General features: G+C 58.8%; 7 protein-coding genes, 1 tRNA gene and 2 rRNA genes (1 of these 10 running past the window's edge). 1 reads left to right on the top strand and 9 read right to left on the bottom strand.

Going from position 1 to position 12,224, the window contains the following annotated elements; genetic code table 11:
- Window positions 1–12 precede the first annotated feature (12 nt).
- From HH800_RS07980 to HH800_RS07955, 6 genes are all read right to left on the bottom strand, one after another.
- Complete coding sequence (locus tag HH800_RS07980; protein WP_159365820.1) at window positions 13–1,611, bottom strand: hypothetical protein; 1,599 nt, start codon at window positions 1,609–1,611, stop codon at window positions 13–15.
- Complete coding sequence (locus HH800_RS07975; protein ID WP_169860742.1) at window positions 1,608–4,190, bottom strand: hypothetical protein; 2,583 nt, start codon at window positions 4,188–4,190, stop codon at window positions 1,608–1,610. The genes HH800_RS07980 and HH800_RS07975 overlap by 4 nt, the downstream gene beginning before the upstream one ends.
- 229 nt (window positions 4,191–4,419) lie before the next feature.
- A complete protein-coding gene (locus tag HH800_RS07970; protein WP_169860741.1) occupies window positions 4,420–5,367 on the bottom strand; it encodes an FUSC family protein in 948 nt (315 codons plus the stop codon).
- A 474-nt stretch (window positions 5,368–5,841) separates the two neighbouring features.
- Window positions 5,842–6,900 (bottom strand): HEPN domain-containing protein, encoded by a 1,059-nt coding sequence (locus HH800_RS07965; protein WP_159365817.1) that lies wholly within the window; start codon window positions 6,898–6,900, stop codon window positions 5,842–5,844.
- A gap of 554 nt (window positions 6,901–7,454) precedes the next feature.
- Entirely contained in the window at window positions 7,455–7,835 is a 381-nt protein-coding gene (locus HH800_RS07960) for a helix-turn-helix domain-containing protein (protein WP_159365816.1), read from the bottom strand.
- Window positions 7,832–8,200 (bottom strand): type II toxin-antitoxin system RelE/ParE family toxin, encoded by a 369-nt coding sequence (locus tag HH800_RS07955; protein WP_159365815.1) that lies wholly within the window; start codon window positions 8,198–8,200, stop codon window positions 7,832–7,834. The genes HH800_RS07960 and HH800_RS07955 overlap by 4 nt, the downstream gene beginning before the upstream one ends.
- Window positions 8,201–8,335: 135 nt before the next feature.
- On the opposite strand from HH800_RS07955, the gene HH800_RS07950 reads away from it, so the two are divergent.
- Window positions 8,336–10,030, top strand: coding sequence for a recombinase family protein (locus HH800_RS07950; RefSeq protein WP_159367923.1), 1,695 nt, complete (start codon window positions 8,336–8,338; stop codon window positions 10,028–10,030).
- Here the strand turns inward: HH800_RS07950 and HH800_RS07945 are convergent.
- From HH800_RS07945 to HH800_RS07935, 3 genes are all read right to left on the bottom strand, one after another.
- A tRNA-Met gene (locus tag HH800_RS07945) sits at window positions 9,987–10,063 on the bottom strand. The genes HH800_RS07950 and HH800_RS07945 overlap by 44 nt on opposite strands.
- A 112-nt stretch (window positions 10,064–10,175) precedes the next feature.
- A 5S ribosomal RNA gene (gene rrf, locus HH800_RS07940) occupies window positions 10,176–10,290 on the bottom strand.
- Window positions 10,291–10,466: 176 nt separating this feature from the next.
- Window positions 10,467–12,224 (bottom strand): 23S ribosomal RNA (locus HH800_RS07935) (it continues 1,034 nt past the right edge of the window).

Raw genomic sequence — 12,224 nt, 5'->3', positions numbered from 1 at the left:
TTTGCCCCTCCCTCATTCCGTCGCGCCCTTCAACTCAATTTCGTTCTCCAGTGGCGTTTGCGAACTGGTCGCGGATGGTCTGGTCCTATTCGCGCTCGCCGAGGCCGCTTTTCTCTTCGAGGGCTTGGCAATTGGAGCTGCGGCGACTCCCTTTCCAGAGGGTGCCTTCCTACGCTTTTTCCATTCTGCTTCGCTTTCTCCGCCTCCTGGGCGCGACACGTCGAGAACGACGACATCGGTGAATTCCCGAAGATGTCGAGGCAGGGCTTCGACGAGTTGCTGGCCAAGTTCTGTCGCGTCAGCCGGGTCCGGCAGCCCCGGTCTCGAGGTTGTCTTCGTCCAATCAGCGCCGAACCAGAAGACGAGCAATATCCCGACACCGGTCGCGCCTTCGCTCGTGGTGTAGCCCTGCAGTTGGCCCTCGCCGGCAGTCCATAGGTCCTTGTGGTAGTGGCGTTTCGCCTCGATGGGCAGGTTACTTCCGTTGTGGGTCGCAAAGTAGAGATCGACCCGCGTGGAATCCTTGCGTTGAACCTCGGGCAGCGTCACCGCGATCTGGTATTTCTCTAGTGCGCCCCGCAGTTTCGTCAGTGTGGTATTACGTGCCACGTTCTCGATTTTCGGGTTCGCCGGCTTTCCATCACTGTCGGTATTCCAGTAGTCGAGCCAAGGGCTCTCCGATTGCTCCCGCAGGTTGCGTCCCAACCGAGATAACTCGTCGACGACGATAGCACGAAGGTCTTGCGCATTGATTGGCGGGCCACCAGCGAGCAGAGCGACTACGTCGCTCAACCTAGGTGGCGTGTATGTCTTGTCTGCCTGCAGCTTGGACTGTGCAGACTTCGCGTGGAGAAGTACAGGGAACCAATAGCTGAGCGTGGGCGTCCGGAGGCACTCGGCAATGAGTTTTCCGGCTAATGGGTCGGCGTTCTGCTGCAGATCGCGAATGGCACGCTCGACGCTGTCGCTGCCGCGCTTGGGCCGCATCGCTCTTCGCCGTGCAAGATCTGTAGCCTCCGGCATGGATGTCGGCCCCAAAGCGCGAACCATCGCCGCCGCACGAGATGCCCGTTCCGCGTCGCTTTCAGACGGGAGCGCATCAAGGGGGTTCTGTGCCCATGTAGCCTCCAGCAGGTCCTTCAGATCGGCCTCACTATGACCTTCAAGTGACGATCGTGCCGCTTCGCCTTTGAGACCGAAGTGAAGGAGGCTCCACAGCGCCCGCACGCGTGAAGGGAGGTCGTTGCGCCGAAGTGCGGCGTCGGTAAGGTGCTCCAGAGATGGGCGGGGTATACGAAGCATGGCCTCGCTGATGATCATTCTCAGTGGATCGACTGCCATGCCTGGTCGGAGCGAGAGGATTTCCTCGATGGCTAGACCGATGGCAACACTCGAATGCCCTTGGCCTACCACCCAAATAGCCGTCGCGTTTGTTACTCCAGCATCGAGTGCACCTTCCCACATTTCTCGAACGGCCGCGCTGCCGATCGACGGGTTTCTGTCGAGTTCGCCGACGGCCCAGCGCTCGATGCGCATGCGGGTGTCCGAATCCTGGATGTTGTCAGATTGCCGGAGGATCAGAAGCGCATGCGTAGGGGAGACGGTAATCATTCCTCGGGCTTTCCCATCCGTCGCATGACTGCTGCAAGTATTGGCAGCTCCTCGTGCAGCCTGTGCCCCTTCGCCTCGCGGGCACCAAGTTCGCGCGGGGAGACAGGAACCTCTGTACGGAGGATCGCGTCGAAGCCCGCGAGGGCAGCTGCGGCGATATCCGGATTAGTCTCGCTTACCAGAGCGACCAGACCGTCTACTTCAGAATCGTGTCGGCCGACCTGCAGGAAGATGCGCGAGAGGTCATCGAGAATTGGAACCGCTGTTCCTGAACTTACACCCTCAAAGTTCCTGTTTACCTCGTTCACGAACTCCTGCTGCGCATCGGAGCGTCGGCGCTCGCGCTTAAGCAGTGATCGCTGCTGCCGGCGACGGTCCTCGTCCAGCGGATTGGTTGTGAGCATTTCAATGAGGGTATGGTCGCCCGATGCCGCCACGCGGTCATATGCGCGGAAATAGTCGGCAGGAACTTCGAGCCCTTTGGCGAGTGTAACCGCGATCCGAGCCAGTCGCGTCCCATCCGGCGCGCCGACGTCCTGTGAGCGCTCGAACAGACCGATCACGAGATCAGCCGAAGGCGCGCTGCCTGTGAGAGCGGCCCATGTCCAGCCCGGGACCCAGTCTCGTTCTGCCGGATTAGAACTGTCGATCACTGCGTCGAAGAGGCGACGCTGCCGGTCGGCCGACACCGCGATCCACCGGTTGATGGCGGCCGCAGACTTCTCCTCGAGCTGTTCCCAGCTGTCGTCTCTGACATTGAGAGTCCAGCGCCAGACACGTTCGGCGTCGGTGCCATCATCGGCATTTATGACGGCGGCCAGAGCTGCATCCAGAATTCGCGTCACTTCGAGGCTCTGCCGCCTGGCATTTTCTTCTGGGAGCCATATCCGCACGGGTTCGTCGAATAGCCCGGCTGTTGGTTCTGTAATCAGGCGCTTACGAAGCGGTTGCAGCCGCATTATCCTGCTATCGCATTCACTAACAGCGAAATCACGGAGAAGCTCTTTGATCTGCGCCACTGAAATCGAAACCTCTTGATCCGAGATCAGCCTGGCGCGGATCGTCTCACGAATGACCGAAGGTAGTTCGTGAGACATCGCATCGAGAATTTCCAGCCTGCTCGCGGCTCGATCCGCGCTCTGTTTGAGCCAGATGTCGAGAGCGCGGGTCCGTTGCCACTCCGGGCGTTCCGCATCGAGAGTCATTTCACGAAGTTTACTGCTGACGTCCGCGAGCCGGGGACCATGCTCGAGGACACTGAGAACCAGGGCAAGCTTATGTGTTTCGGCAGCCGTATCCAGAACGGTGAGGAACGAGGCGGCCATGTCTGGTTGCGCCAGTCCACCCAATGCTGTGGATTCGGTCAGCGTGACGGCTCCCAGGAAGTATGGATCATTTCTGTCGATCCCCTGCAACAGCGCTTCGCGTGTCGCTTGGTCGAATATCGATGCATCGCCGTAGGCGAGTGCTCCGATCGGATCATTATCGACGACTTCTCTTGCGAGAGTTGCATGTCCACCGACCGCGAGGTGCGCGGCTAGCCATGCATGGACGCCGCGCAATTCGGATAGCACGGCGCCGTTCGGCCCGGAAAGAAGATTGATGGCACGACTTAGCGGAATAGCGGCTCGATCCCGGTCCCCGCACACGGCATCGGCCAAAGCCCGACTGGCGAGGAATTCGGCCACGGTTCGATGCATGTGCTCGAATCTTTCACCCTCGCCACCTGTGAACATCGGGGTGTCGAGCGTGTCGTCTATGAGATCAGAGCCCAGGTCCGTGCTGTTCGCGGGTACTAACTCGCCATCGGCACCTGACGGCGTTGGCGCGTTCGACCTCCATATGCCACGCGCACCTGTGGCAAGCATCAGCAGCGAAAGGCGATCCGCTGCTTTCAGGATCTCTTGGGATGACGCTCGTGCGCCACGCTGAAACAACGCATTTTGCTCGAAAGAATATTGTCCGGTGGCCTGCTCGAAGAGGTTGTACCGCGATGTAGGCCATTGACCTTCACCCGCGACGACTGCCCGCAGCAGCTTGATGGAGAGCGGGCTTTCAAGCAGACCGCCTGCACCGACCTGTCGCGCCTTTGCCACGAAGGCCTCCGGATCGGTTTCGCCGAGGGATGCCAGCACTTGAAGGGCCTCCTCCTCTAACAGCGGGAGGAGTTGTGCAACCAGCAGTGTCGCAGATCCACTCGCCAGTTGCAGTGCGCTGACGTCCGCGTCTTTCCGCCAGTCTTCGGCGCGACAGCTGAGCCGCCATCGTGATGGCTTCAGTTCGCGTAGCAACTTGGCGACATGGTAAATCTTGTCACGCTCTCCTCCGTCGGCTCGATACTCGTCGAGACCATCCAAATAGAGCGGTGCGCCCTCGGCCCCGGCGAAGCCATGGACCGCCGCACGGACGGGAACGACGCCCACGCCATCATGGGCGGCCTCTGCTTCGAAGACGGTTGACTTGCCGATACCCGGTTCGCCAAGCAGCACGTAACCGACGTGGTCCCGCACTTGACTGATCCTCGTGATCTCGTCGCTTTTGGTGTTTTCGCCCAGTATCCTAATGCGTCGATCTATCATCAACCCAGCTTAACCGCTGGGCTGTGAACAGTGAAGCAGTTGATGCCTGGATCTCTGCGCAAACAACATATTGCAAGCAGGCACCCTACATGAAAGCGCCACTGGCGATGGCAATTATCTCGAGCCAAACAGCCGCTGCGATGCTGACCGGTCATTTTCCGGCTCGGAGCACAAGCATCAGTAGCGCTCTTCCAGAATGGATGGAGATCGGATGGATTTGCTGACATGCTCATTCGTTGTCATCGGCGTTCCGTTGGTCCGGCAATCGGCGTGGTGCGATCATTGCTCCGGCTAGGGCGACACCGCCGCCGATCAGCGTTGCAAACAATCGGTCGGTTTCCGCGCCTTTTATCTCTCCGCCCGCCAGCGCGATCATCAGCATGACGCTGGTGGTGATGGCTGCGCTCAGAACGGTGTAGCGCGCCTTCTGTAACCCGAACGCGCAGCCAGCGGATAGCACGGTCACTCCCGCTAGCGGAAGCGGTCCCGAAGGCAGCAGATGCAGAACTACCGTCGCAAGAAGAATGCCGGCGATTGTACCGCCAACGCGCTCGATGCCACGAAAACCGGTATCACGTAGCCCCGGCTTGAGAACGACCATGGCGGTCAGGGCAGCCCAGTAGCCATGCTGAATACCCGCCATATCCGCGGCGACCTTTGCGATGGTGATACACAGCGCCGCTCGCAGTGCGTGGAGCAGCATTTCCTGTCGGGTCGCCCGATCGCTGCGCGCTGCCGGAATTTCTTTTCCCTCGCCGATCACTCCGATCATCAATCCGACCGCTGCGATCTGGATCGCAGACCCACCCGCCACCAGCAATGCCCGGCGCAGACCATCGAGCACGTTTCCGGGGAAGTGCAGCGCCAGCAGAAAGGCGATGATGATCTGGAGCCAGACCCACCACAAATCGATGTCGCGGCTGATCAACGCACCGCAAAGGCCTCCCATCAGGGCTGTCGCCGCCAGTGCCACATATGGATCGTTGCCAAGGATCGTGCCGATAAAGGCGACAAGTGTCATGCCGATTCCAGCCAGCGTCATCGCGGCCCATCGATTATGAAACACTCGCTTGGTCGCCCCGAAGCCGACCGAGAACGCCGCCCCCGCTGCGATGGAGGCCGGCATCGCAGTGCTGGCGCTGACACCGCCCACAAGCAACAGGGCGAACCCTGGCATCGCCAACAAAGCACCATGCGTGTTGAATCGAAATATATCCCTGAAGTGAGGCATCAATCGGTGGCGTCCTCCTGCAGGACACTCCTATCGTGATGATCTCGCGCTTGCCACATGGCATGCGGACGAGAGCGGCGTGCGACATGCCACGAAGCTGTCAGCAGGCTTCTCCCCTCGAGCATTCCTTCCTGCACTCAGAATTTCAGGATCTTGCTGTGCCTTTCATCGCGGTGAGGCGCGCGCGCCGTCCATGCTGAGACGTTTCCTCTTATGAACGCTTCCTCAACCGGTATCGGGGGGCAACCCTTCATAGCCTGTCACCGACCCTACGGACCGGATCAACGCGCGTACCGTTCCCACAACCTCGTCAGGCGGCACCGCCGCCCCTACAACCCGCGCCTGCTCCGGGGTTCTGCCCTGGCTGTGTTAGCGAGAGAGCGGGCCAATCAACCGCATCAGATCGGGCGAGGGCTCGGGCTACCCGTTCCCCAAGGCGTCCAACAAGGCATGCTCGAGATCGAGGCCGACTTGCCGGCGGATCAAGTGGTCGTGGTAGCCTGCCTTCAAAAGGATCGCCTTGAGCCCAAACTCGGTAGCATAGGCGGCATGGCGAACGAGCACATCAAGCCCATATTTCGGCAGGGTCTCCTCCGCTGTCTCCAGGAAATACAGGGCGTGACGGTAATGAGACACCGACAGAATCCGGTCGAAGTCCTGGGGACGGTGATAGAGGTTGAGGTTGAGGTTGAGGTTGAGGTTGAGGTTGAGGTTGTGGGATGGGTGATTGCGCGCTTCGGGACGAAGCGAATGGGGCAGGGCATCGTCCCCGATGCACCCGAGCAATTTCCCAAAGGCCTGAGCGAGGTGCATCTCTTCTTTAGCCGAATTGCGTGTGCACTTCGCCAGCCCCGTGACCGTGCCCAGTCCATGGCGCCGGTACCAGGCGAAGGCAGAATGCTGCGGTTCGGGCAGCCTCATGGCAGCAGCCGTAATCCTGTCAAAACGCGCCTGCGCGTTTGGCTCCCGCGGTCCATCCATTGCGCGGTCGTAGAGAACGATGCCCGTGTCATAGCGATCCGTCAGGAAGTGGTTGTCTTCAACGCGGAACCGTTTGGGCTCATCGATGGTGAAGATGGACAACGTGATCGTCGCCAGGTGATCCACTTCCGCTTTAATGATATGTCGGGTCTCATCCAGATGGCGTGCCCTTCTATTATTGAACTCGGGATCGACGAATGCCCAGAGTTCGAATTTGGAGAGTTCACGTTGGTGCTTGTCGATCTTTTGCGGATCGGCGTTGTCGCCCACGAGCATGAGCCAATAGAGGGAGCCGTACCCGAACGCACGTTCCTGCCCATCATCGAGACAGGCACATAATATCCGCGTCGTACGCTCGATGGCTATCCGGCCGTGGGGATATAGATGCGTAACGCGCGGCGGAACGCGCTGTCGCAGCTTTTCGAATTCATCGACGGTGATGTGATCACCCGTACGGCCCAATAGGGAAGGTGCATCGTCTCCACGGCTTTCGTGCATGGGAACCTCCATCCCGCATCCATGGCGGATGAGGCGGAAGTACCGAGGCGGATGCGGTGACGATCCCGAACTCCTGCGCGCTGGGCGCGGGAGCCGCCGGGACTGCTAACACGCAAATGACATGCGCCGCCGTCTTTCACTCGAAGGTTTGGACATACACGGCGGCATCCCGGAAAACAGAGTTCTCCGAGTTTCCTTCGACATTTGCGGGATTAGCAGTCCCGGCCCTGCCCTTTTTCGCAGCGCCGGTGATTTATAGCAGCCACCATTCGTGAAGCAAAGGCGGCTGGAGTGGCAGCACTCCTCGCCAGCGACAACGATTGATCCGGACTGGCGCGCGTCGTCGTCCGGTTCACGATCGTCAGCAGGCTGAGTGGCGGCAGGATGCGGGCTTCAGGCTGGCCCTGCCCTCGCATCTCACTGTCTTCTCGTGGCTCGGTTGCGTCACCATGCCAACGTAAAATCATCCGCGCGCGACGGGACGCCAATCGCTCGCCCCCCATCAAATCCATCAAGCGCTTGGGTGCTCTTTCATGGCGTGAGCGGCAGCGCGTTCAGTGTCCGGTGATCGCTTCGGTTCTCTTGCCGCGTCCGCGCCGTGCCTTCGGCCACTCGCCATCCGCAAGATCGGAATAGTTGGTGAGCGTCACCGACGGGCGATCAGGAAACTCTGCGACGAGCTTCAGATTACCGCCCATCGCGGCCACATAGCTTTTGAGCGTGGACAACAGGAGATCGGTCCGTCGTTCAAGGCGTGAAACATTCTCCTGCTCCATACCCAGCATCTCTGCCATCCGCTCCTGGGTCAGCTTTCTTGCCTGTCGCAGATCGCGCAGGGTCATCTCTTCCGCGATCAGTTCAGCAGCGCGCGCGTCAATGGCCTCGCGCTGCGCGGGCGTGAAGGTAGCGCGAAAGTCATCAAGGGTCTTCGTCATGCTCGGCCTCCTTTCCGATCGGCCAGGATAGTCAAATGGTCATCGAAGCGATCATCAGCCGTAGCGATCAGCGTTTTGTAGAAACGCTTTTCGTTGACGCCCGACTTGTCGCCCGCGACGAGGAGGATGGCTGTTCGCTCCGGATCGAATGCGAATGCGAGCCACCAGACGCCATCAGCCGCCTTGAATCGAAGCTCCTTCATGTTAGCGTGCTTCGAGCCGTTGAGCGTATCGCAATGCGGGCGCTTCAGACTGGGGCCGAATTCCGCGAGCAAGGCAGCAAGTGCCGCGATTTCGGCTCGCACCTCATCGGCAAACTCAGCCGCTTCAGCGAAGAACCTGTCTTCAAACTCGACGCTCCACATCACACCTTCGGTACACCTTCGCGCATAATGCTGTCAAGTGCATATGTATTTGATAGCATATCCAGCATGAGATGGTCAGGAGAGGCGTTTGGTGTCCGCGCTTGATCATGTTAATTTCTTCGCGAGGAGAACGAAATGACCCGCGTTGCCCTGTATGCCCGCTATTCCGACGACAAGCAGAGTGCTGCCTCGATCGACGACCAGTTCCTGATATGTCGAGAGCAGGCGAAACGTGAAGGCTGGCACGTTATAGGCAGCTACAAGGATGCGGCGATCTCGGGTGCCAGCGTTATCCTGCGGCCCGGCATTCAGGCCTTGGTTCAAGATGCGCAGATGGGCCGGTTCGATGTTCTGCTCGCCGAAGCACTGGACCGCGTGTCCCGCGATCAGGCCGACGTTGCAACGCTCTACAAGCACCTGCAATTCGCTGGCGTGAAGATCGTCACCTTGGCTGAGGGCGAAGTGTCCGAGCTACATGTCGGCCTTAAGGGCACCATGAATGCCCTGTTCCTCAAGGACCTTGCGAAGAAGACCCATCGTGGCCTGCGCGGACGCGTCGAGAAAGGCAAATCTGGTGGTGGCCTGTGCTACGGCTATGACGTTGTTCGCCGCTTCTCCAGCGAAGGCGAGGCGGTCCATGGCGAACGCAGCATCAATGCCGTCGAAGCCGAGGTGGTGCGTCAGGTCTTTCGGCAGTTCGCCAACGGACTTAGCCCTCAGGCGATTGCGCGACGCTTGAATGAAGCGGGCATACCCGCTCCGACCGGCACACTTTGGACGTCGACCACGATCCGGGGCCACGCAAAGCGTGGAACCGGTCTGCTGAACAATGAGCTCTATATCGGAAAGCTGGTCTGGAACCGGCTTCGCTATCTCAAGAATCCGCAGACCGGCAAGCGCGTGTCACGGATCAATCCGCAATCGGAATGGATCGTCACCGATGTCCCCGATCTACGGATCGTCGATGAGGAACTGTGGCAGGCAGCCAAGGCAAGACAGGAAGATATAGCGGTCCAGTATGCCGGCGTGATCGAAGCGACGCGCGCGGCACACAATAAGCTGAACCGCACCCGTCGCCCCAGGAGCCTGCTCTCAGGCCTCGTTTACTGCGGATGCTGCGGCGGGTCTTATACCCTTCGCGGGCAGGGGCGGTTTGCGTGTTCGAACCATATCGACACGAGAAGCTGTTCGAATGGTCATAGCATTTCTCGTGAAAAACTGGAGGCGCGGGTTCTCGACGGTCTCCGCGATCGGATGATGAGTCCCGAAGTTGCCGCCAAGGCCATTCGGACCTGCGTAGAGGAAACCAATCGCCTGAACCGCGAGCGCCGGGCAACCGACACGGCAGATCGCGCTGAACTCGACAAGGTCCTGAAAGCGATCAAGGGCGTTCTGGAGATAGTGGAAGAAGGCAAGGGAACACGCACCCTCGTCGACCGCCTTCTCGATCTGGAAGCGCAGGAGGACGCCATTCGCGCGCGTCTCGCTGCCGCGCCGGCTGATGTTCCGGATATCCATCCCAACATCGCCGAGATCTATCGCAGCAAGGTCGAGCGGCTCGCAGACGCGCTGGTCTATCCTGAAGAGCGTGAGGAAGCAGCCGACGCCCTGCGCGGGCTCATCGAACGCGTCGTCCTGACACCGGGCGCCAGGCGCGGCGAAGTCAACGCCATGCTGCATGGCGAGTTCGGTACCATCCTGGATTGGCTTGAGCGGCAGCAATCCGCCAAAAACGACACCACCCCCGGCGCTGGTGCACCAGGGGTGTCCGGTGTGTCGGTATCGGTGGTTGCGGGAGTAGGATTTGAACCTACGACCTTCAGGTTATGAGCCTGACGAGCTACCGGGCTGCTCCATCCCGCGACACTGGGCGTTTTTGTGTGGCCCTGACATGCAAAAAGGGCGGCTTTGCGGGCCGCCCTGTTTTGTAACATTGTGATGGGTTTTTGATCCGTTGCTATGCGCGTGCTTCAATGCCTGGCGACGCCCTACTCTTCCAGTGCTTGAGCAATAGTACCATCGGCGCAGACTGGTTTCACGGCCGAGTTCGGGATGGGATCGGGTGGGTCACAGACGCTATGGTCACCAAGCAATGAAGCAGGCGCATAACTGCGGGTTTTTAATCGATACCGTGCACTATTCACTTTCACTTGGGAAAGTGAACAACAAGAGCTTTTGAGTTTGTATGTTCGTATATCTGGGCTGGCTTAACACCACGCCATCAGCGTCTTAGCTGTTTCCAGCATTGTCGTTGATGGTGGGACTCTTAAGCGCGAACAGAGCAATTAGGACTGGTTAGCTCCATGCGTTACCGCACTTCCACATCCAGCCTATCAACGTCGTGGTCTACGACGGCTCGATGAAATCTTATCTTGAGGGAGGCTTCCCGCTTAGATGCTTTCAGCGGTTATCCCGTCCATACATAGCTACCCTGCTGCGCCACTGGCGTGACGACAGGTACACCAGAGGTATGTTCAACCCGGTCCTCTCGTACTAGGGTCAACTCCTCTCAAATTTCGACGCCCACGGCAGATAGGGACCAAACTGTCTCGCGACGTTCTGAACCCAGCTCACGTACCACTTTAATTGGCGAACAGCCAAACCCTTGGGACCTGCTCCAGCCCCAGGATGTGATGAGCCGACATCGAGGTGCCAAACGATTCCGTCGATATGAGCTCTTGGGAATCATCAGCCTGTTATCCCCGGCGTACCTTTTATCCGTTGAGCGATGGCCCTTCCACGAGGGACCACCGGATCACTATGACCGACTTTCGTCTCTGCTCGACTTGTCAGTCTCGCAGTCAGGCGGGCTTATGCCATTGCACTCTAACAGACGGTTTCCAACCGTCCTGAGCCCACCATCGCGCGCCTCCGTTACTCTTTAGGAGGCGACCGCCCCAGTCAAACTACCCGCCACAGAGGGTCCCTGCACCGGATAACGGTGCGAGGTTAGACATCAGAAAACAACAGGGTGGTATTTCACCTATGGCTCCACATCAACTGGCGTCAATGCTTCAAAGCCTCCCACCTATGCTACACAGTTCTTTCCTAATGCCACTCTGAAGCTGCAGTAAAGGTGCACGGGGTCTTTCCGTCTAACCGCGGGTACTCCGCATCTTCACGGAGAATTCAATTTCGCTGAGCATATCCTGGAGACAGTGGGGAAGTCGTTACGCCATTCGTGCAGGTCGGAACTTACCCGACAAGGAATTTCGCTACCTTAGGACCGTTATAGTTACGGCCGCCGTTTACCTGGGCTTCAATTCAGAGCTTGCACTCCTCCTCTTAACCTTCAGGCACCGGGCAGGCGTCAGGCCCTATACGTCGTCTTGAAGCCGACTTAGCAGAGCCCTGTGTTTTTGCTAAACAGTCGCTACCCCCTGGCCTGTGCCCCCCATCAAAAGTTGCCTTAAGATGGGGCCTCCTTCTTCCGAAGGTACGGAGGCAATTTGCCGAGTTCCTTCAGGATACTTCTCTCAAACGCCTTGGTATACTCTACCATTCCACCTGTGTCGGTTTAGGGTACGGTCTATACGGTGGGGCTATTTCCTGGGACCCCTTCACTGCCCGGAGCAATCCAATAAGCCCGAACAATTTACGGCATCCGTCACACACCACCAGGCCCACGAATATTAACGTGGTTCCCATCGACTACCCCCTTCGGGCTCGTCTTAGGGGCCGGCTTACCCTGCTCAGATTAGCTTTAAGCAGGAACCCTTGGAATTTCGGCGAGAGGGCATCTCACCCTCTTAATCGCTACTCATGTCTGCATTCGCACTTCCGATACCTCCACGGTCGGTTACCCTTCCGCTTCAACGGCCTACGGAACGCTCCGCTACCGCTCAGTCAAAGACTGAACCCTAAGCTTCGGTGCATCACTTTAGCCCCGTTACATCTTCGCCGCAGGATCTCTTATTTAGACCAGTGAGCTGTTACGCTTTCTTTAAAGGATGGCTGCTTCTAAGCCAACCTCCTGGTTGTTTTGGAAATCCCACATGCTTTCCCACTTAGTGATGACTTGGGG

It is taken from the genome of Sphingobium yanoikuyae, assembly GCF_013001025.1.
GTDB classification, from domain to species: domain Bacteria; phylum Pseudomonadota; class Alphaproteobacteria; order Sphingomonadales; family Sphingomonadaceae; genus Sphingobium; species Sphingobium yanoikuyae_A.
This window is presented reverse-complemented; position numbering and strand designations above follow the sequence as displayed.

Excerpts from the sequence above, each read along its gene's own strand:
- HH800_RS07960 (WP_159365816.1), bottom strand. The coding sequence starts at position 7,835 with ATGACGAAGACCCTTGATGACTTTCGCGCTACCTTCACGCCCGCGCAG.
- HH800_RS07950 (WP_159367923.1), top strand. The coding sequence starts at position 8,336 with ATGACCCGCGTTGCCCTGTATGCCCGCTATTCCGACGACAAGCAGAGT.
- HH800_RS07980 (WP_159365820.1), bottom strand. The coding sequence starts at position 1,611 with ATGATTACCGTCTCCCCTACGCATGCGCTTCTGATCCTCCGGCAATCT.
- HH800_RS07965 (WP_159365817.1), bottom strand. The coding sequence starts at position 6,900 with ATGCACGAAAGCCGTGGAGACGATGCACCTTCCCTATTGGGCCGTACG.
- HH800_RS07975 (WP_169860742.1), bottom strand. The coding sequence starts at position 4,190 with ATGATAGATCGACGCATTAGGATACTGGGCGAAAACACCAAAAGCGAC.
- HH800_RS07955 (WP_159365815.1), bottom strand. The coding sequence starts at position 8,200 with ATGTGGAGCGTCGAGTTTGAAGACAGGTTCTTCGCTGAAGCGGCTGAG.
- HH800_RS07970 (WP_169860741.1), bottom strand. The coding sequence starts at position 5,367 with ATGCCAGGGTTCGCCCTGTTGCTTGTGGGCGGTGTCAGCGCCAGCACT.